Below are 23,016 nucleotides of genomic sequence, written 5' to 3' on the forward strand. Positions count from 1 at the left end.
GCTGAGGTCAAGTTCGCGCCGCTACTGACGCGCGGCGCTGACGACGGTGGCCAACAAGCCGGCGCACCGGGGAGATCGCGAAGCAGCCGTAAGCCCGTCGCGCAGGGAATGCCGGAGTGTCGGCTGAACCTGTGGTACCTGCCGCCTGCATTTTCTTTCGCAGGCGGGCCATGGGCGAGGCCTTCGCCCGGCATTCCCTGCGCCCTCCTGCATGTCATGAGGGTATGCGATACGCATGGCTCGGGCTCCATCCGCCGCGAGAACGCATCACCTTGTTCCAAACTGAAGACATGCCAGCAACAGTGCATCCCGACGCATGGCATGACGTGCGCTCTGCTGTGAATGTGACAATTCAGTGAATGATCCAGCGCAAACACTCTTCATCTGCGGCTGCTACCAACGCGTCGCGTAACGATGACATGGATGATGACACGGGCCCATGAAGACTGAAATCGTCAAAGAGCTCGGACAAGCCGACATCCTCCTGCCACGTCTGGTGGCCGAAGGGTTGGCCGCCAACGATCGCATCAAGCTCCGCCTCAGCGCGTTGCAGGCCGCGGTCCAACATGCAAGAGACCCGCGCGGCGACGTGCCCGATCTCACGCTGGAAAGCCGCGCCGCCGGACTTGCCCACGCAGCCCTGGTCACGCTGATCGGCGGAGCCCATCTCGCCGGCGACGATAAGGTCGTGGCTCCCGGGCTCGCGCCGCTCCTGAAAGGCATCGACAGCGACATTCTCGCGATGATCAGCGCCGTTGCCGCGGGCGACACGGCGAGCGGCCAGCAATTCGACAGACGTCTGGCCTCGATCCGCAGCGCCGGGCATCTGGATGCGACACCGGAGATCGAGATCGCCCGCATCGGCCGGTTGACGGGGGTCGATCATGACGGGCCGGACAGCCTGCACCGGCTGGTGATGGACCTCCACAAGGCGCTGAACCGTCTGGCCGCGAGCCATTCCGAGCAGGTCATCGCCGGCGCGCATGTCTTCGGCGTGCAGGAGGGCGATCGCGCGCCGATCGAAAGCTTCATGCGCGGCCTCGGCGAGACGCGACCGCTCAAGTTCAACCACCCCGGGCTCGATGCCACCGCGATCCGGGCCGGCGAACGCCTGGTGATCCAGAACGACATCGGCACGACGGACGCGCATGTCATCGTCATCGTGGTCACGGCCAGCGCGGTGACGATCACCTACACGGACGTTCACCTGGCCCGCGCGAAATTCTTCGTGTCGCTGTTTGAAGGTCGTGCGCTGAAATGGAGCGGTCTCGACAAGCATGCGGCTGCCGGACTCGAGGACGAGGGGACCTTCTACCTCGTCACGGGATCCTACGAGTATGGCGGACCCGACGATCGCGACGACCTGCTGGCCGCCATCGGGGCGTCGCTGGTGTTCCTGATCGATTGGAACAAGGCGCGCAAGCTGCTGCGCAGCTGGGTCGCCAAGACCGATGCGGTTCGCATTCTAGAATGGGCGGCGCGCCAGCGCATCGGCCACCGCGGCTTCCTGGAACTCGGCGGCAACGAGCTGCTCGGTGCAGCCGTGCGCAGCGCCGCGCCGACGCGGATCGGTTTCGGCGAGCGACTCGATCAGGTGCTGGGACGGGAGGCCGCGATCAGCTTTCTCAAGGCATGCCTGCAGATCTCGACCGAGGCGCTGCTGGAAGGACAGTCGTCGCGACTCGCGCGCGACCGGATCGGCGCTGATCTCGTCAGGCATCTGGACCGCGTCGACAGCGGATTGCTCGCCATGGTGCTGCGGCAGATCGGTCTGTCGCGGGACGTCGCCGCGCTGGTTCAGCAATGCCTCGCGATCAGCGAATCTGGTCCCGTCGCGGTCAAGCAACTCGCGCAGCGGGCCGGCCGCATCGAGCAGAAGGCCGACAGGATCGCCATCGAGGCACGTGCGGAGATCACCCGGCTCAATGCGCGGCCGGTGATCGGCGATCTGGTCGACCGGGTCGAGCAGGCGATCGACGAATTGGAGCAGGCCGCGTTCATCGCATCTCTGACGCCGGGCCAGATGAAGCCGGAGATCGGAGCCGCACTGCAGGCGCTCGCCGGAATTGGGGTGACTGCAACCGAGCATGCAGCGGCCGGCCTCGCCGCGGCGGCCGAGGTTCAAGAGGGCCGCCGCGCGGACTCGGAGGATGCTTTGGCGGCCGTCGCGCGCCTGATGGATGCTGAGCATCAGGCGGATGCGAGGGAGCGCGAGATTACGGCGCTGGTGTTCTCCGGTGGCCTCGACATCACCGCCTCGCTCGCAGCGCTGGAGCTTGCGCGTGCGATCGAGCGCGCCACCGATTGCCTGGCGAGCTTCGGCCATTTGCTGCGGCGCTATACGATGAGTGACCTCTCGGCGTGAGGAATGATGCAATGACGATCATACGGATTGGCGATGGCCGGCGTGAGCTGCCCGGCGCCGAAGAGGTCGGAGCGAAAGCGGCAAATCTGGCACGGATGGCGGCGCTGGATCTGCCGGTGCCGCCGGCCTTCGTGCTGCCGGTGCAGCTCTGCGCCGACGTCGTTGCAGGGAAGGGCCACGCGACGCGTCAGCTCGTCGACGGTTTGAAGGCGGGCATCGCGTTTCTCGAGCAGGCCACCGGAAAGTCGTTCGGCTGCTCGCGCAATCCGTTGCTGGTCTCGGTCAGGTCCGGCGCGGCGCGGTCGATGCCCGGCATGCTCGACACCGTGCTGAATGTCGGCTGCACGTCGCGGGCCGTGCGCGGCCTGGTGCGAGCGAGGGGGCGGCCACGGCTGGCCTGGGACTGCCGTCGGCGCTTGCTCGAGAGCTATGCGGAGACGGTCATCGGGATGGATCCTGCGCCGCTGACTGAGCGGTTGAACCAGATGATCGCGGCAGAGGGCGTCGCCAACGAGCGTGAGCTGGACAGCGAGGCGCTGGAGCGGCTGGCCTGCGAGGAGCGACGGTTGTTGGAAGATTCCGATGAGGACGGCTGGCTGGAGGATGCTGCGGTCCAGTTGGAGCGCTCGGCGCGGGCGGTCTATCGCTCCTGGACCAGCGAGCGGGCGCGGACCTATCGACAGCTCCAGGGATTGGAGGATCTCCAGGGCACGGCGGTGACAGTGCAGGCCATGGTGTTCGGCAATGGCGGCACGTCCTCGGGAGCGGGCGTTGCCTTCTCGCGCGATCCCTCGACGGGCGCGGACGCGCCGGTGATCGACGTCCTGTTCGACTCGCAGGGCGAAGACGTGGTGTCCGGCCGACGGACGCCGGAGACGGAGGCCGCGCTGTCCCGCACGCTGCCGGACGTCGCACGGCAATTGCGCGCCACGCTGAAGCTGCTGGAGGCCGAGTTCCGCGACGTCCAGGACATCGAGTTCACCATCGAGGAAGGCCGCTTGTGGATCCTGCAGACGCGCGCCGCCAAGCGCACCCCGCGCGCCGCGCTGCGCATCGCAGTCGACCTGGTGCACGAGCAGCTGATCACGCCGCAGCAGGCTCTCGAACGGATGGAAGGTGTCGGTCTCGAGGCATTGACGGAGACCTCGCTCGTCGCGACCGGCCAGCCGGCTGCCGTCGGGGTCGCGGCCTCGGGCGGCGTCGCAACCGGGCGGGCGGCGTTCGACAGTGCGTCCGCGGAGCGGCTCGCGGCATCCGGTGATCCGGTGATCCTGATCCGTCACGACACCAGCACCGCCGACATCGCCGGCTTCGCCGCGGCGTCGGCGATCGCCACCTCCGTCGGAGCTCGCACCGCGCATGCTTCTCTCGTCGCCCGCCAGATGGGGAAGCCGTGCGTCGTCGGATGTGCCGCGCTTCGAATCGATGGCGAAGCGCCGCTGGCGCGGATCGGCGACACCGTGGTTTCGCCGGGCGACTGGATCACGATCGACGGCAATGCCGGCTGCCTGTATCTGGGGCGCGGCGACATCGTTGCGCGGCGGCCGGAAGCCGAGCTTGCGGAGCTGTCGACATGGCGCTCGCTGCACGCCAACAGTGTTTCAGGCGCGGCGCCGGCTGCGTGACTCATGACGTGGGGACAGGGATGAGCGCGATGCGTCGTGCTGCTTCGTGGCGTCTCGTTGTCGCCGCGTTCGTTCTCCTCGCCGGCGCGGCAAGTCATGCCGGTGAAGCTGCCGGAGATGAGCAGCCTCGCTTGTTCTCGATCCCGGCACAGCCATTGGCGGCTGCGTTGCAGGCCTTCGGCCAACTGGCCGGGGTTCAATTGCTGTATGAAAGCAAGTCCGCCGAAGGGCGGCAATCCGCTGCGGTCGACGGGCGCTATACCTCGCATGACGCGTTGATGAGGCTGCTGGCGGGGACGGATCTGAAGGTGCAGTACAGCCGTCCCGGTGCGGTGACGCTGACCCTCGACGCGCCCGCGCGCGTGGAGGGCGCCGCCCCGCGCTTCGGCTCGGACCTGTCGCTGGGCACGATGCACGTCCAGGGCGGACCATCGCGATCGGCGCCGTCGCAGGAGTTCAGCGACTCCGTGCGCATCGACGTCCACAACGCGCTGCGCAACAATCCCAGGACGCGCGACGGCAATTATCGCGCCGTCGTGAACCTGTGGATCAGTTCCGAGCGCACCATCGACCAGGTCATGGTGGCGAGTACGACGGGTGATCCCGGGCGCGACACGGCCCTGGTTGCGGCGCTCCGCGGCCTCACCATCAGCCGTCCCCAGCCGCCGGGAATGGCCCAGCCGGTGCGGATCGGCGTCAGCGTCAGGACGCACTGACCCCCTGCGCCCCACGGCTCGCCTGATGTTCCCGGCCAAAACTCTTTCAGTGCTGGCCCCGATCGATCGTCTGTTCAGCAGTGAGCCGAGCCGCGACCGGCCGGCGAGCTCGATGATCACGTTGAAGTCAGGAGCGGATGATGGCGCAGGGCAGGTCAACGCAGGCGAAGCGCGCTGCGACGGCGGCGCCGCGCCAATGGCGTGCCTCGCGCTCGTCAAGCGAGATCAGGCAACCTCTGCCCGCTCCGATGATCGCGCTCATGCAAGCCACGCGAGCGGCTCCGGCTCGTTTCCACCGGCTGCTGTGGCTCGGCTGCGTGAGTGCCGTCGCGCTGCTCATGAACGGCGCTGCCGTCCAGGCTCGTCCGCTCGGTGCGTCGGGGGCGGCGTCTGCGGCCGCGGCGGCGAGTGCTGCGGCATCGGCCACCTCTCAGCAGGCGGCGACGATCGCCAAGCAGTCGCAGGACGCCATGACCAGGGCGGCCGCGATGCTTAAGGCGATGCAGGCGGCCCAGGCGGCCGCCCGCAACGTCGCGACGGCCGGTGCTTCGACCAGTCTCGGCAACGGTCTGCCGGCGGTCACCGATGGTCTGTCGCACGGCGGGCTCGTCGTCGATCCGCGCGTCATCAATGCCGCGCAAGCCGGAGCGTCAACCAACTTGTGGGTCGGCGCCGATCAGCCGGTGCAGGCGAGCGCGGCCAACGGGCAGACCACCGTCACGATCAACCAGACCGCGCCCCAGGCCATCATGACCTGGTACCAGTTCAATGTCGGAAAGAACACCACGCTGGTCTACAACCAGCAGGGCAATCCCGGCTGGATTGCGCTGAACCGCGTGGACGCCACCGGCAGGCCCAGCCAGATCCTCGGCAACATCAAGGCCGACGGCACCGTGCTGCTGATCAACCCGAACGGCATCATCTTCGGCGGCGGCAGCCAGGTGAACGTCGGCTCGCTGATCGCGACCACCAACGACATCGCCGGAACATCGGTCGCAGCGGCCGCCTCGGTCTTCTCCGGCGCGAGCCCGAACTACAGCCCGCAGAGCGTCAGCGCGAACGGGACGTCCTATTCGTTCGCGGCGCCGGCCAACGAAAGCAGTGCCAACGACTACTTCGCGCAGAACGGCCTCTTCGTCACGCCGGCCACGAACTCCGGCGTGGCCGTGGCCAGCGGAAGATCTGCCGTGTTCGTGATGGGCGACCAGACGCTGGGATCGGTCGGCGGCGGCGGCATCCTGGTGCAGCCGGGGGCGGACATCACGATCAATGCGGCGGCCTCGACCACCCGCAACGGTTTTCTGGCTCTGATCGGACCGACGGTCACCAATTCAGGCACGCTGACCGCCAACAACGGCCAGATCATCCTGGCGGCCGGAAGCGGCATCGTCCTCACCGAGCCGTCGTCGAGCGCGACGGGCGTGGCGCAGGCCCTGACGGCATCGTCGTTCTCGCCGAGCACAACTCAAGTCTATGTCAACACGAATGGCGACTCCATCCAGCTGTCGCCCGCGGTGGCCACCAAGTCGCTTGCCACGGCGCTACCCAACGGGGCTCTCGCGACGAACGATGGACTCATCCTGTCGAACGACGGCGCCGTCAGCGTGGTGGCCGACAGCATCCGCCAATTGGGCGTGATCGAAGCCACGACGAGCGTCAATCGGCCAGGCTCCATCCGTCTGAACACATATTACACGACGCCGATCGCCAATGGCGCGATCGGCAGCATCGTGCTGGGACAGAGCAGCCTGACCACGATCCTGCCGGATGAGACCAGCAGCACCATCCCCACCAGCACGGCCACGTCGACCTATTTCGCGGCCAACGTCCAGCCGCAGATCTCGATCAAGGCGAGCGGCGACATCGATCTGCAGGGCAGTGCGGACGGTGCTGGAGGCGCCTTGCTCAGGGCGCCCGGAGCGGCGGTCGAGCTGGCCGCCGGAGTGACGAGCAGTGGCGGGAGCACCGTTGTCGGGACGACCGGCACGGTGTTGCTGGAATCGGGCAGCAGCATCGACCTGTCGGGTCTGGCGGGAGTGGTCCTGCCGACCTCCAACTATCTCCTGACCTTCAAGGTGACCGCCGCAGAAGTCGCCGACACGCCGTTGGCCCGCGGTCTGATCGGCAGCACCGTCACCATCGATTCCAGGCTGAGTGGGACCCGAGCCGACGGCTCGTCCTGGGTCGGCTCGCCTCTGCTCAATGCGCAGGGCTATACAGGTCTCATTCCGAAGACCATCGACGAGCTGTTGACCACGGGCGGAAAGCTCTCGATCTCGGCGGGGCAAAACGCGATCACGTTGCCGGGATCGTCGATCAATCTCTCCGGCGGCTACGTCCAGTATGCTCCCGGGTTCGTCGGCACGACGCGGGTGATCGGATCTAACGGGCGCGTCTACAACATCGGCAGTGCTCCGTCGGATCTCAGCTTCACGGCTCTCGGCGGCTTCAGCGTCGATCACGCCCGCTGGGGCGTCAGCGAGACCTACGCCAGCATCCTGTCGCGCGGCTCCTATGATCCGGGCTACATCTCCGGGCGCGGCGCCGGCAGCGTCGGCTTCAGCGCCGCGGCGCCGATTCTGGAGGGATCGTTCGCCTCGGCGATCGTCGCCGGCGAACGCCAGCGCGCCGGATTGGAGGCCATGCCGAATGGCGCGGGCCTCAGCATTGCCCTGTCGGGCACCAATGCCGCCACTTACACCGTGCTGCTGGAGCCGAAGGCTGACGCCGGACTGGATCCGTTCGGACTGTCGACGTTCAAGCTGGGCTCGTCCTGGACGCCGACGCTGGCCCGGCTTGCCGACGGCACCCAGGCCTTCCCGATCTTCAGCGATCTCCTGACGGACTCCGCCTTCGGCAGCATCAGCATCAACACCGGCAGCAATGCCATGCTGCAGATGACTGCGGACGCTGCCCTCACCGTGCGGCCGGGCGGCAGCGTGACCCTCGGCAATGTCGCGCGGATCGATGGAACGATCACGGCCCGGAGCGGCAGCATCTCCCTGACCGGCTTGACGATCGCAAGCGGCATCCCGCAGTCCGTCGCGCTTCAGGATATTCTCGTCACCGGTGAACTCAACGTCAGCGGACTATGGGTCAACGACAGCGGTGCCGACCAGGGCTCGCTGCTTGGATCGGCCTATGTCAACGGCGGCTCGGTCACGATCAATACGATCGCGAGCGAGGTCTTCGCATCGGAGCTCATCAGCAGCGGCACGACGACCGCAGGCATGAATTTCAGCACCGGCTTCTTCTACAGCATCACGTCGATCCAGGACACGACGCGCAGCATCAGATTGGCGCAGGGAAGCGTGATCGATGCATCCAGCGGCGGCTATGTCGATCGCACCGGAACGATGAAGAAGGGCGCTGACGGGCTGCCGCTCGGGAAGGGCGGCAGCGTGGCCCTCAAGACCTATGACGGCGCGTCGTTTACCACGCCGATCTACGGCGTCGCGGCGACCGCCATCGGAGGTCCCGCCGGGGTCATTGTCGCGGCGGGAACAGGGTTCTACTACTATGCAGACAACGGCGGCGGAACGACGGTGCTTGCTCCGCTCAGCAATCGCGCCAACACCTATCTCGACGGGAGCATTTTCGCCCAGGGTTTTTCCGGCGGTGGCACGTTCACCTTGCAGGCGCCCTATGTCCAGGTCGGCGGCACCGGGGCCATCTCCTACGGCGCGGGTGAAACCCAGAGCAGCGGCGTCGGCGAGATCAGCCTCCCGACCTCCTTCTTCAATAGTGGCGGCTTCGGCAGCTACGCGCTGATCGGACTGGCGGAAGTCAACGTCGCCGCGAACACCGTCCTGACGCTGAGGCAGTCCAATCTGCTCGCGCCGGCGTCCGGATCGCTCGCCGCGCGGGACACGAGCGCCGGGAGCGCCCGCGACTTCGCGCAGGCTGGGACGGTCGTCGACGGCCTGCGCAAGCCGCTCAGTCTGTCGCTCAAACAATCCGGCATCGATCTGTCGCAGTCCGGATTCGCCACCGTGACCGGCGGCATCGCCGTCGGGACTGGCGCCACGATCACGGCCGATCCCGGCGGATCGATCGACATCGTCGCCGATCAGGCGATCAGCTTCAAGGGCACCATTTCAGCCGGCGCAGGCGCCTCGGTCATGATGGTCTCCAACACTGCGTCCACGACCGTGGCCGGTACTGTCCGGGCGCAGGGCGGGACGATCAGTATCGCGAGCCCGGGAAATCTCACCATCGCGGCAGGGAGCATCATCGACGCCAGCGGCGTGTTCGTGCCGGACCAGACGGTGACCCGCTATGCGACGGGCACGGTCTATGATGGCGGCACGGTGACGCTGCTCAGCAACAACACGGTCGAGGTGCAGCCGGGCGCGGTGATCAACATCGCCGGTGCGGCGGGTGTGATCGAGCTTCCCACCGGCCGCGACGTCGAGAGCAGGGCGGTGTGGAGCAATGGCGGTGCTCTGCAGGTCGGAGGCTTCACCGTCCATCTCGGCGGCAGCCTGTCTGCGGCGGGAGGTTCGGCGCTCGCTGCAGGCGGATCGCTGTCGCTCGGGGATTTCATCCTGCCCGAGACGCTTGCGCCCTACGCGTCGGTCTTCGCAGGCGCGGTCTACAATTCCGACACGCAATCGGTGGTCGGGATCAGGTCGGGCGTTCTCGTGGCCCAGAGCGGATCAGCGACGCCGTCGACGACGGTCACGCTGACCGCCGACATGATCAACAGCAGCGGGCTCGATTCTGTCACCCTTTCATCGGGCGGCTATCTCCAAGGCATCGCAAAGCCGGCGACGATCGGCTTCGCCGGCTCGACGGACATCCATGTGCCCGGATCGCTGGTGCTCCACAGCGGCAGCAATCTCATCAGCATCCTTCCGGCGGGCTCGACCCTCGCCAGCCTGTCCAGCACGCCGGCCAGTGTCGGCGGCGCGACCGTCAGCCTCGACGCCGGCTACATCCGGTTGGCGGGAACGACCGCCGAACAACTGACCTCGTCCCCCGCGGTGAGGAACATCGCGGACGGCACGCTTTATGTCGGCTCCGACGGAGTCTCGCATGGCCGCTTCGTCACGCAATGGATCGACCTCCAGGGCAATCTGTCGCTGGTGAACGTGGCCAATGCCATGCTGACCACGGCCGGCTCGGTGCGGCTGCTGCCCGGCCGCTATGGCAGCGAAACGCTCGTGCCGACGGGCTCGGCGCTCGGCGGCTCCTTCGTCACTCCGGGCCGGCTCACCATCACCGCGGCGGAGATCTTCCCGGCCACGAGCACCGCCTTTCTGCTGATGTCGACCATGAGCGTCAGCGACTCCTCACCAACGCTCGCGATCAAGCAATATGCCGGCAGCTCGCCGAGCGCTCCGTTGTCGGCTGGCGGAACGCTGGTGCTGGACGCGCAGAACATCGAGCAGGATGGCACGTTGTGGGCGCCGCTCGGCAGCATCGTCGTCGGCTTGCGCTCGGCCGCCGACATGCCGCTGGCGGTGACACGGGCGACGGTGTCCTCATCAGCCACGAGCTATTCGGGAGCGCTGGTCCAGACCCAATCGGTCACGCTCGGAGCCGGCAGCCTGACCGCGGTCTCGACCGGCGGGCTCGACATCCCCTATGGCTACACGGTCGATGGTGCCACCTGGTACTATGGCCTCGACCTGAATGCGAACGCGACCACCGCCTCGATAAATCCCGTCACGCAGCAAACGGCGGCGCCGGCGAAGTCGATCAGCATCTACGGTGCGTCGGTCGCGCTCGGCGGCAGCATCGATGCAAGCGGTGGCGGCGACGTCTATGCAGTCGAGTATGTCGCGGGGACGGGCGGGACACGCAACGTCCTTCTGAACTACCAGCAGGTCTCCACGGTCACCTCGAGCGGTACGAGCACCAGTTTTTCGTCGACATATGCCGATGGACGTCAGGTCTATGCGCTGGTGCCGGCCTATGAGGCTCAGGTTGCCGCCTACGACCCGGTCTTCAACTCCTATCCCTATTATTCAGGAAGGAGCGTGACGTCCGCTGGCCTGGTGACGAGCGGCAGCAAGCTGTCCAGCCTCCCGGCTACTGCGATGAACAACGCCACCGGCATCCTGCCGGGGACCTCCGTCACCCTGAGCGGCGGCAATGGAATCGCGGCCGGCACCTACGTGCTGCTCCCGGGCATGTACGCGACACTGCCCGGCGCCTACCGCGTGGTCCAGTACACGACCAGCAATGGCACATCGCCCGGCAGCTTCACTGGTGCCGACGGCTCCGTCTACATGACCGGCTCCCTGGGCAATGCGATCACCGGGTCCCGCTCGTCGCAAACGCTTCTGTTCCAGCTGCAATCGCAGGCAGTGTGGGAGCAATATTCCAAGATCAACATCACCAGCGGCACCAGCTATTTCTCGAACTATACGGTCAACAACGGTCTTGCTCCGACCGCCTTGCCGGTCGATGGCGGTCTGCTCGTGATCGGCGCCACCAGCAGACTGACCCTCGGCGGCAGCAACAATTTCGCTGCCGGCAGCAGCGATCTCGCACCGACGGTCCAGGGCGCCACGGGACAGATCGACATTGCCGCCGCGAACATTGCAGTCGTCGCCAGCGATCGGCTGGGCCAGTTCGGAACCGTCGCCGCCAATGGCGGATTCACGGCCAGCTCGGCGTTCGCCAACTACCTATTCCTCGACGCCGACCAGCTCAGCAGCCTCGGCGCAGGCAGCGTGCTGATCGGCGGCACGGCGTCCGTCGGCTCTCCGGGCTCGGTCACGGCCGTCGCGCTCAATCTCGAGGTCGCCACCGATGCGGAGCATCCGCTCAGCGGGCCTGAGATGATCCTGGTCACCCAGGCCGGCGGCAGCAGAGGGCTCACCGTCGACGCCGGCAGCGTCGTGAGCACGAAGGGCACCGTCTCCGGGACGAGCCGCAAAATCGCCTTGAGCGGCGACGGCGCGCTGCTGCGGGTCTCGAACGGCAGCATGGTCTCGGTCACGCGCAGCGGCGCCATTGGCACCGGCAGCTTTGCGATCGGCACGAACGTCGGAACCTCGCAACTGGTAGCCGGCGCCGGCGTCGTGATCACGGCCGGCAACTCGCTGATGATCGACACCAGCGGGTCCGGTGCATTTGCGCCTGATCGCGTGAACGGCGGCGCGCTCGCAGCCGGCGTCACGCTCAAGGCGTCGAGCCTGTCGATTGCAGCAAACACGTTCAATTTCGGTCCCGAAGGATTGGCAACGAGCGGCCTGAATCTGACATCGGCTCAGTTCAATAGCCTGTTTGCCGGTGCTTCCTCGGTGACCCTGCGCAGCAACGCGGGCTTCGATTTTTACGCCCAGACGGGTCTCATGCTCGGTGATGCCGCCAATCCGATCGGGACGCTGACATTCGATGGATCCGGCTTCTACAGCATCGGCAACAACACCGCAGGAGCCAGTGTAACGGATTGCTCGGCCTACTGCGCCACCATCGCGGCCACCAACATCACCCTGATCAACAGCCGCGGCGCATCCGGCGTCAGTTCCGACGCCACCGTCACCGCAGGGGCGGGCGGCACGCTCAATCTCAATGCAGCCAAGGTGATCACCGCAGGCACGGGCGCCAAGAGCTTCGGTGGCTTCAGCAAGGTCAATTGGACCGCGGCCGAGAGCATCGCCTTCGCCGGCACAGGCAGCATCGATGCCGCCGCTGCCACCGCGATGGCAAAGTTCAACCTCAGCTCGGTCGCGATCAGCAGCGCCGGGACCGGCTATACCAGCGTGCCGACAGTCACGATCTCCGGTTCCGGCGGAATGGCTGCGACGGGTACGGCGCTGCTCGGCATCGTGTCCTTCAACGTGTCGACGTCCGGCACCGGAACGGGCTATCGCGCCGGTGATCTGATCACCATCAAGGACTCCGTCACTGGCGCCACGGCGACCGGAACGGCCGTGGTCAGCTCGACGGGCGCGATCACCGGCGTCAACATCATCTCGGGCGGCTCCGGCTTCAGCGGCGTGCTCGCCAATCTCACTTTGACGGTCACGACCGGCGGCTCCAGCGCCGCGATCGGCACCGCAGCCGCGCCGACCGTCGGACTGCAACCGCAGTTCGGCGTCGTCGGCGTGAACGTGCAGGGAGGCGCGGGCTTCACGGGAATTCCAACGGTCGCGATTTCCGGCGGCGGTGGCTCCGGCGCTGCAGCCCAGGCTGTCACGACGTTGGGCTCGCTGACCGTCGCCAATGGCGGCACCGGCTTTACGAACGCGCCGATCGTCACCATCACCGGAGGCGGCGGCTCCGGTGCGACGGCGACCGCGACGCTCGGCGGCTCGGCAGTGTCCGGGCTGACCTTGACCAATGGCGGCGCCGGCTACACCAGCGCACCGACCATCTCGGTCTGGGGCGGCTCCGATCTCATCCTGTCGGCGCCAGACGTCGTGGTGAAAGCCGGCGCAAGCCAGACCGTCACTGCTCGCGGCAATCTCGTGATGCAGGGGAATGGCAACAGCACGTTGGCCGGCGATGGCAGCATCAGCGGCAGTCTGGCCCTGACGGGAGCATCGGTCACGGCGAAGAATGGCGTACAGATCGATGCCGCTGGCGGCAAGGTCAGCATGGCGGCGGCCACGGGCGACGTCGTCCTTGCATCGGGCGCTGCGATCAACGCTCCGGGGCTGCGGCTCCAGGTGAACAATCAGCTCGTGGACACGCCGGCCGGCAGCGTGCAGCTGACGTCCGATCTCGGCAATGTCAGCATCGTCGGGGCCAGCATCGACGTCTCCAACCCGTATGCCGGCTATGCAGGTTCGCTCGCGATTCAGACCGGCAACAACGGCGCGACCGGGACCGCCACGCTGGCTGGTACGCTCAGCGGGTCGGCGCGGTTCAACGATCTCGGCGGCACTTTCAGTCTGCTCGCCGGAAATCTGGTCGGTGCGCTGCCGCTCGACGGCACGAGCCCGAACTTCTCCGGCAGCTTCACGGGGACGCTGCAGGCCGGCGACATCGAGCTTGCTGCGGGCACCAGCCTGACCTCGCGCAATGTCCAGCTGACCGCTAATGGCGGCAGCGTCAATGTCGGTGGCACGATCGACGCGCGCGGCCTGAGCGGCGGCCAGATCTCGCTGTTCGGCACGGGAACGTTGCCCTCGGCGTCGGGCTGCACGTCCACCTGTGGCGTGTGGCTCCAATCGTCGGCACGGCTGCTGGCAAGCGCCGTCGGCCAGGGCGACGCCACGTTCGACCGCTATTCCTCGGTCGACCATGGGGCGACCAATCCCAGCGGCGGCACCATCACGCTGGCGACGACCGGAACGCCGACAGTGGGCGCATATGATCCCATCTACGGCTTCCAGCAGGTGTCGAGCGCAAATTCAGGCTGGATCAAGGTCGATGCGGGCGCGCTGCTGGATGTCAGCGGCGGCCCGACGGCCCCGGCCGGCCAGGTCATCGTGCGGGCGCCGCTGCTCAGCGACTACACCGTCAATGTGCGCTTCAAAGGCAACGTCGTGACCAATGGTTCGACGCCCGGCGGCGGACTGGCCTTGAACGCCTACGCAACCTGGAGCACCACCGACACTACGACGGGCGCCACCCATTTCGACGGCATCATCGATCCCGCCGGCTGGTTCGATGGCACCGGCACGCGCGTCGCCGGCACCGTCATTTCCGGCGATACGATCAGCTACAGCACGACCACGACCTACACGGCGGTGCCGACGATTCTGGTCGGAGGCGCCAGCGGCGTGGCCACCGCGATCATGACGACCCAGACGGGAGCGCTGTCGGTCCCGGCCGCGAGCCGAGGGACTGGCTTCGGCACCGCATCTCGCAACAATTGCAAAGGTGGTGGTGCATCGTTCACCTGCTATTCCGATGCAGCCATGACACTCAATGCCGTCACGGTTACGTTGACGGGCGGCGCCGGAGGAAGCGGACTGATCGTCACGGGTGTGACGGTCAGCGCCGGCACCGTCACGACCGTCACCGTGAGCAATACCGCGGCCATCGGCTACACCAGCCCGGTTACGCTGACCGTGACGGGCGGCACGACGGCGGCGACCGTAACCGCGAACCTGCTCTTGGCCGGCCTCGTCGCCACCAATCCGAACACGACCTACGCCACGGCCCCGACCGTCACGGCAAATGGCGCGAGCCTGACGGCCAAATACACGGTCAACCAGCCCTATTCGCTGTCGCAGACGACCAGCGTCGCCCAGGGCATCGGCATCTTCGTGCCGACCACCGCCAATGCCAATCACGTCAATTTCTATCAGAGCACGCTCACCGGCTTCGTCCAGAAGTCGCTGGCGAGCTCGGTCGCTGCGGGGAACGGCGATGCGTTCGACTTTGCCGGTGGCCTCGGCGCCATCCTGCACGTGCGGCCGGAGATCGTTCTGTCGAACCCGTCGACCACGACCAATGCCGGCAACATCACCGTGGCCAGCAACTGGAATCTCGGCGGCGTGAAAGGCCTGGTGAACGCCACGGCCTTCACGGCCGTGAACGGCACTCTGGTCAGCGCCAACACCGTCGTCACCGACGCCGCAGGCAAGCTCCTTGCCAACTACACGAATTACACGGGGCAGCTGGTCGCGACGGCCCAGACGCCGCTGGCCTATCGCACCGCGGCCGGCGAGCCGGGATCATTGACCCTGCGAACCGTCAACGACATTGCGGTCAAGGCGAGCATCAGCGACGGTTTCTTTGAAACCCGAGACTATTTCGGCGGGTCGGTGGCCGTTGCCGACCTGATTGCCAACAATCCCGCGCGGTCCGGCAATGTGGCGGACTACAACACGACGGCGGCCGCGGATCTCATGTCGCGGATTCCGGGCGTCAACAGCGGCTCGTTCTCGATCAACCTGGTCGCCGGCGCGGCGTTCACCTCCGCTCGCGACACCACGGCGAATCCCTACGCGGTGGCTCCCGTGTCCACGCTGACGGCAAGCCGCACCGGGAACGTGACGATCGACGGTCATGTGTATTCGCCGGTCACGACGACGTCGGGAACGACCACGACGACATCTCTCAGGATGATTCCGACACTGGTGCGCACCGGCACGGGAAGCATCACCATCGCTGCTGCCGGCAACTTCCAACTGCTCGACAAGTCTGCGCCGGGCGCCGTCTATACGGCGGGGGTCGCGACATCGACGCCTGCCGACTTCACCGCTCTGACGCTTCCACCTGTAGACAATTGTGCCGGGCTCGCCTGCACGAACGGCTATGTGAACACGCCCACCTGGGCAATCGGCGGCGGCTCCGTGACCATCACCGCTGGTCAGTCGATCGTCGGCATCGAGACGCCGATCAGCGATGCGTCTGGAAATTACGCGAGCTCCATGCAGCTGTGGAGTAACTGGTACTTCCATGGAGGCTGGGGCAACGGCACGGCGACACCGTTCGCCAATTGTACCGCGTTCAACAGCTGCCAGACCGCGGCCTGGATCAACTACGCATCATTCTTCCAGGGCATCGGCGCGCTCGGCGGCGGCAACGCGACGCTATCGGCGGGGAGCGACATCAAGCAGATCGGAGTCTCGCTTCCGGAAACCCTCGTTGTTGCCGGCGGCCTCAACGCCAACGATCCGGCGCACATGATCACCTATGGCGGCGGCAATCTGGTGGTGCAGGCCGGCGGCAATCTGCTGAGCAGCGACTTCTTGGTCGGTCTTGGCAGTGGCCGGATCAAGGTCGGCGGCACGATCAGCGCGGATCCCAACTCGTCGATTTCGGCGGCGCTGGTGACCGGAAACTCTAATGCAACAGCGAAGTCGGCCAATACCTCGCCGACCAGCAAACCTCTGGATCTGATCCTGGCGGTGCAGACCGGCTTCATCAGCGCGGTGGCGGGCGGCAGCATCAACCTGTTGTCGGCATATGATCCCGCTCAGCTCGCGGTAAGCTCCCCCATCACAGTTACCAGCCTGCCGGGCGGAGCCGCCAGCTCAACGTCATCCTGGATGGGCTCGCCGTTCACCACCTACGGCGCCCAGAGCGGGATTTCGCTGACTGCCGTTTCCGGCGATGTCACGTTGGCGACCGCCACAGCGGGCGCGGTCGTGGCGAAGGGAGGCACCGTCACGGGCAGCAACGCGCCGATCGTTTATCCCGCCACGCTCGACGTTGCGGCTTTGAACGGATCGATCGTCATTGGTGGGCAGAGCATCAACATCGTCCCGATCCCGAGCTACGACGGAACGGTCTCCGGAACGCTGGCGCTGATCGCCGCGCAGTCGATCAACTTCGGCGCCGGCTCGGGACTCGTCATGCTTGATCTAGCAACCGGTGCATCCAGCAGGTACGTGCACGGTGGGGCCGGCTCCGCCGCGAACTACATCAATCCGCTCGGGCGGCCGCTTGCGGATCTGACCGAGGCGCTGCACGCCAATGATCCCACGCCCGTCATCATCGCCGCCGGGCAGGACATCACGTTCGCGGGCACGGGTACCCTGACGCTGATCAAGCCCGCCGACGTAACCGCAGGCAACAACATCCTCTCTCAATTCGTCCTCACATCCGTGGTCGACGGTGTTCCGCAAAGCAACGCAGGTAACGCCACCATCACCTTCCAGAACAACAACACCGACGATGTCACCTCGCTGGTGGCCGGGAACTCGATCATCGGCGGGTCCTACACTCTTTATGGTCCGGGATCGTGGCTGGTCCAGGCCGGGCACAACATCGGTCCGCTCCGCCAGAGCGCGAGCGGCTATGCAGGATTGATTGCGGCCGGCAATGGCAGCAACTACGGCACCAATGCCGACGTACCAGGGAAGCTCGTCAAATACCTGCCGAACCAGAGCGCCGACATCTACGTCCTGGCAGGCGTGAAGCCGCGGCTCATGGACTATGCGTCTGCCATCGCCGAGTATGTCGATCCGGTCCGGTCCTCCACCAGTGGAATCGATCTGCTACGGCTCATCGCCGGTAAGCTGAACGACGGAGTTGATCCTGCCAAGAGCTGGGACGATGCCGCGCGGGCGCAGGCTTGGCGTGATTTCAACGCGCTCGCCATCGGCAAGCAGCACGCGCTGGTCGACCAAGCCTTGAGCGACTATTTCGGAACTGGCGCGCGTGCCAACTACGTGGCTTTCGTCAATCAGTACGTCGTGCAGTCTCCGCAGGCCGTCGGGTTTGATTTCCTGGCCGACATCGCCGGCGCGCTCGGCATCAGCAGGGAGGCGGCAAGTGCGAGATTTTCTAGCATCGCCGTCGGAGGCGACATGCCGACCTTGCGCGAAAAGCTCGCGATCGACCGCAGCTTCAACGACTTCCTCATCCGGGTCGGCAAGGATCGCAACGATCCGGCGAGCGCGTATGCCGGGGAGTATGGCCGCGCCTATGCTGCGATTTCGACGCTGTTCCCGGCGGCGCTGGGCTACACCGATAACCGCCCTGTCAACGGCGTCAATGGCGCTGCCAGCCGCGTTGTGACCGGCACGATCTCGCTCGGCGGCTCGGTGCTCGAGACACAGATGGGCAGCGACATCAACATCCTGGTGCCAGGTGGCAACATGAATGTCGGTCGTAATGGACGTGACCTGCTGTCTCCCATCCAGGAAGGGATACTCACGCTCGCCGGCGGGACGATCCGCGGCTACAGCGACGGCACGATCCAGCTTGCGCAGAGCCGGCTGATGACCATGCAAGGCGGCGACATCGACATGTTCTCCGCCAATGGCGACATCAACGCCGGGCAGGGCTCCAAGACCTATGCGGCAAGTGCGCCGCAGCAGACCATCTGTGACGCCAACGGCTATTGCTACCTGAATCCGACCGGGCTGGTGACCGGTGCCGGTATCGCAGCGCTGATCACGTTGAACGGACAGGACCCGACGAAGAGCAATGTCAACCTGTACGCGCCGACGGGCACGATCGACGCAGGCTCGGCCGGCATCCGTGTCGCCGGCGATCTCAGTCTGGGTGCGGCGCGCATCCTCAACGCCTTCAACATCAATGTGCAGGGCTCTGCGACGGGCATTCCCACGGTGGCGCCGCCGCCGGTGGCGGCATTGACTCTCGGCAACAATACCGCGGCCGCGCCGCAGAAGCTCGCACCGTCGCAGCAGTCGTCCGCGGACGGGCGGGCCTCCGTCATCATCGTCGAAGTGCTCGGCTATGGCGGCAGCCAGGCGAACTCTGGCGGTGAGGCCCCCGCGCGCAATGGCGGAGGCGCGACGCCGCCTCAGGGCAGCGGCGCCACACAGCAGGACTGCACCGAGGGCTCGGGACAGTGTCGGTCCCAACCGTGATGCTTGCTCCGCGCCGACGCGGGGGCGGGAACCACGGCTCGCCGGCGCGCTGATCATCACGCGGGGCGCGATGTGACCGCGTTGCTTCGCAGGTTAGCCGGTATCCTCCAGCGCAGGCGTCCATGGGCGCAGGGCAGGGCGGTGCGACGCGTGAGCATCGCTGCGTGACGGCAGCCGGCGCTCCAGCGATCGCTCGAGCTGGCCTGCGCAATAGAGCAGCGCCTCGCGCAACTCGACCTGAATGCGGCGCACGGACACGCGGTGCCGCTGCGCGATCTGATGCACCGACTGTTCGTCGACGAAGGTGGCGAAGACGATGTCGCGCTGGCGCGCTGACAGCTGCAGCAGAATGCGCCCCAGCGCAGCGATCTCGGAGCGGGACTCGACGATGCGAGCCGGATCGGGCGAGTCGTCCGGGACGTCCAGCAGCGCGTCGATCTCGGATGTCGTGAGCCTGCGGTTTTCGGCAACGCGCCGGTTGTTTGCAAGATTGAGCGCAGTCCGGAACAGATAGGCACGCGGGCTTTGGACGGCGCCAACGTCGTTGCCGCACTCCAGGCGAAGAAACGTATCCTGAAGCGCCTCGCTCGCCAGCTCGGTCGAACCCAACCGCCGTGCGAGTCGTCGTTTCAGATCGTCATAGCCATCGATCAGCGCGTTGAGCAGCGCCGCTCGGCCCGAATCCCGCATCTCGGAAACGCCCGCCCCAGGGTGACCTTTCGGAACACGCGGCCGCGAAGGTCTCGTCACTAATAAAGTACCGGCTCACGATGACTGACCCATGACATGTGTTGTGGCGCGTATCTGAAATGCGCGTTGCGCGGGATTGCGCCATAGGCCCTGCTCGCTCTTCGAACATGAAGCGATATTTCTCCGGAAAGAGATTCGCCGAGACGCGACGTGAATTGTCTCTCTAGTGCGAGCCACCGATCACAACGATGCGAGAGACTGTTTTGAACCGTCAATCGTCTCAATGACCGCGCGGGTCGTCCGAGAGAGGGATGTCTCGTTCGACTAACAAATACATGGCGACGGTTCTCTTCCTCGAAGCAGCTGGCATCGCTGCGTCTCGATGGCTCGCAATTCGACTGCAACCTCACGGAGACTTCCGATGACTCATCGTTCTTCGATCGACCGCCTGCGCGGCACCGCCTCGGTGTTCGTGCTGTCGGCTGCTGCGGCTCTCGCCGCAGCCGTGCAGCCTGCTGCGGCTCAGACCGCGGTGTATGGCGGCGGCAGCACGCTGGTGTCGCTCGCCATGCGGCAGGCCATGGACTGCTACAACGCCCAGACCGTGACCAATGACGGCTACAGCTTCTCGCCCAGCTTCGATGCGACGCTTCCTACACCCGGCCTGTTGCCCGGATCTCAGGACGGGGCCAATTGCGGTCAGGTTGGTGCGCTCGGAACGGTCGGTCTCTATGCTGCTGTTGGCTCCGGCGCCGGCCAGCGCGCGTTCATCACCAACGATCCGAAACAGCTGCTGCGCGGCAGCGCGCCCTCGCTGTCTCTGCCGGCCGTTCCGCCGGTCTTCCTCGAGAGCAGCGTCCCGGCGCTCGCGACCTATCCCTACGCACGCGTCGACTTCGGCGCCGGCGACTCGCCGCTTCCGAACACGCTGACCGCGACGGCGCTGACCAACTTCACCCCGGCCAGCAACTGGCAGGATCAGACGGCGATCGCCGCCAGCAACGCGTCCTCGGCGACCACGTATAACGCCGCAGGGTTCGGCCCGGCGATCCAGCTGCCTATGATCGAGGCGCCGGTCGCGGTCGTCGTCAACACCAGCAACACGCCGGTGGCGACCTGGACCGTCAATTCGGCCGGCACCGCAGGCACGCCCGGTTCGGCGATCCAGCTCTCGACCGCTCAGCTCTGCGCCATCTTCTCGGGCGAGGTGCGCGACTGGAGTTCGACGGCCGCGATTGCAGCGCTCGACAATGTCGGCCAGGCTCGCGTGCAGACCTTCATGGACGACAACACCGGGAACGGCGGCGCGGCCCAGGCCTATGTGTCGAACTCGCTGCCTATCCAGGTTGCGTTCCGGTCCGACGGCTCCGGAACCAGCTACATTCTGACCAACTTCCTCGCCAACAGCTGCCCGCAGCTGGACGTCGATGGTTCGCACAACTACGCGAAGATCTTCACCGGTGTTGGTGTCACCTTCCCGAGCACCGCCGTGACGCTCAACAACCAGGTGGCGGGCACCACCACCACCACGACCATCGCCGCCAAGACCAACGCCTCGGCCGCCAATCTGCCGTCGACGACGTTCGCCATCCTGATCGCCAACATCAAGGCCGTGAAGGGCGTCGACGTTTCGACCGGCACGGGCGGCTGGCTCGCCGGCAACGGCACCGGCGAAGTCGCCGACACCGTGAGCAGCAATGCGCAGGATGCCAACGGCAACTACCTGGGTGGTCGCATCGGCTATGTCAGCAACGATTTCGCCAAGCCCTACAATCCGGCCAACGGTGCTCCGGCCTCGGCCAGCATCCAGAACGACGAGCAGCGAGCCCGCGGCATCTATCACCCGGGCGACCTTGGGGAGAGCTTCATCGCGCCGACCCCGACATCGGGCGATAACGCTTTCAAGAGCGTTGCGGTCCCCACGGGCACAACCTATACGGCCTGGAATCTGTACAATCAGGTGTATGTCGCCGGTACAACGTTGGGCGACGGCACGACGGTGGTTCCTGACGACGGTAAGGTGGCCGGCATAAACGTGGTCGGCAAGTCGCAGCTCGGCCTGCCGATCATTGCGGGCGCCTATCCCGTCACGGGCACGACCTTCGCCTATCTCTACAGCTGCTACAACACGGCGTCGGCCCCGACCCGCGTGACCGATATCACCAACTTCCTGTCCTGGTTCTATGCTAGCCAGGATGCGGCAAGCGTGCTCCAGAACAACGGGTTCAATGCGCTGAATGCCAACTTCGCCACGGTGATCAACTCGTCGTATCTGACGGCTGGCAGCGGCACTGCCATCTCCGGCAGCTCGACCCAGGTTGACGGCTGCAGCTCCGTGGCCGTCGGCGCGGGTGCGCAGTAAGCGGTGATTGAGCCGCCTATCGCGCGTTGAACGCGGATCAACTCTCGAGGCCGGGCGCCCTGATCGCGCCCGGCCTTCTCATTTTCGATCGATCTCGCCGACTGCACGTCATGGGTGATCATCTCCTCTGGAGAGTCTGAAACGATTGCATCGCACCTCGACATCTGTTGAATAACGAGATACCACCCTGCTCATTCCGACGACGCTGGCGGTGAAGATCGGATTGAGCTCGATGCGTTTCGACCGCTTAGTTCGTGATGTCCGTCTGAGCGATTGGATGGGTTGAATTCGATGGGACGGGACACGTGGCGATCCGGGCAGTTGGACGAGGTGCCGTTGCACGATTGGCATGCGGCAGCGCCGGCGCTCGGGCTGCGCTCGCTCGCAGCCGTTGCAATGACGGTTCCGGCTCTCTTGGCATTTGGTGTCTATTGGCTGCGCCACACCCCTGCAGGCGACGGTCTCGGTCCCGTCGACAATGTGATGCAGGTCCGTCTGGTCGCGTCGCAGACGGCGGAGACGCCCCATCGGGACGCCGTGATCACCGGGCCGAAGCCGGCTTTGACGAGCGTCTCGAGATCGGATTCGGCGGTCTCTGCTGCGCCAATTGATGTGCCCTCGGGAAACGCTCCATCATCGGAGCCAACATCCTCGCATGCACTGGCAGAGCTGCCGCCCTCTCCGGCATGGGACGCGCCGATTCCCGGTTCGCAACTGGCCCTTGCTCTGACGACGCCCGATCAAAAGACGATGACGTTCGTCCGGAGCGTCAAGTCCCATATCGCGAGATTTCAGTATTATCCGGAGCGCGCCGAGCGCGAGCGCATCCAGGGCACCGTCGGCCTCGTACTCACCCTGCAACGCAATGGCACGGTTACGAAGGTCCGCATCGCTTCGAGCTCAGGGGCAGCGTTGCTCGATGCTGCCGCCGTCGACATGGTGAAAAGGGCTCAGCCGCTGCCGAGCATCCCCGTCGAGTTGCCTGCACAGCTCAATCTCGACTACACGATCGCGTTCGACCTGCCACAGTAGCCGTCCAACGGCCTTGCGAACGCGAGTC

At 66.0% G+C, this 23,016-nt stretch carries 7 protein-coding genes; 6 read left to right on the plus strand and 1 reads right to left on the minus strand.

The genetic code is table 11. The features are described from left to right. Positions 1-439 precede the first annotated feature (439 nt). From QXZ94_RS06335 to QXZ94_RS06350, 4 genes are all read left to right on the plus strand, one after another. A complete protein-coding gene (locus tag QXZ94_RS06335; RefSeq protein ID WP_315719685.1) occupies positions 440-2,365 on the plus strand; it encodes a hypothetical protein in 1,926 nt (641 codons plus the stop codon). Positions 2,366-2,376: 11 nt separating this feature from the next. Continuing rightward, a complete protein-coding gene (locus tag QXZ94_RS06340; protein ID WP_315719686.1) occupies positions 2,377-3,990 on the plus strand; it encodes a PEP/pyruvate-binding domain-containing protein in 1,614 nt (537 codons plus the stop codon). After that, a complete protein-coding gene (locus QXZ94_RS06345) occupies positions 3,939-4,706 on the plus strand; it encodes an STN domain-containing protein (RefSeq protein ID WP_315719687.1) in 768 nt (255 codons plus the stop codon). Before QXZ94_RS06340 ends, QXZ94_RS06345 begins: the two co-directional genes overlap by 52 nt. A 260-nt stretch (positions 4,707-4,966) precedes the next feature. Continuing rightward, positions 4,967-18,904: a filamentous haemagglutinin family protein gene (locus QXZ94_RS06350; protein WP_315719688.1), complete on the plus strand. Its 13,938-nt coding sequence runs from the start codon at positions 4,967-4,969 to the stop codon at positions 18,902-18,904. A gap of 93 nt (positions 18,905-18,997) precedes the next feature. Here the strand turns inward: QXZ94_RS06350 and QXZ94_RS06355 are convergent, their stop codons facing one another. Continuing rightward, entirely contained in the window at positions 18,998-19,594 is a 597-nt protein-coding gene (locus QXZ94_RS06355; RefSeq protein ID WP_172130593.1) for an RNA polymerase sigma factor, read from the minus strand. 421 nt (positions 19,595-20,015) lie between these two features. On the opposite strand from QXZ94_RS06355, the gene QXZ94_RS06360 reads away from it, so the two are divergent. Together QXZ94_RS06360 and QXZ94_RS06365 are read left to right on the plus strand one after the other, a co-directional pair. Beyond that, positions 20,016-21,956 (plus strand): substrate-binding domain-containing protein, encoded by a 1,941-nt coding sequence (locus QXZ94_RS06360; RefSeq protein WP_315719689.1) that lies wholly within the window; start codon positions 20,016-20,018, stop codon positions 21,954-21,956. Between the two features lie 330 nt (positions 21,957-22,286). After that, positions 22,287-22,988, plus strand: a complete 702-nt coding sequence (locus QXZ94_RS06365) for an energy transducer TonB (protein ID WP_315726126.1) — start codon at positions 22,287-22,289, stop codon at positions 22,986-22,988. The last annotated feature ends 28 nt before the right edge of the window (positions 22,989-23,016 follow it).

The sequence above is a fragment of the Bradyrhizobium sp. SZCCHNS2022 genome, from assembly GCF_032377575.1.
GTDB lineage: Bacteria > Pseudomonadota > Alphaproteobacteria > Rhizobiales > Xanthobacteraceae > Bradyrhizobium > Bradyrhizobium aeschynomenes.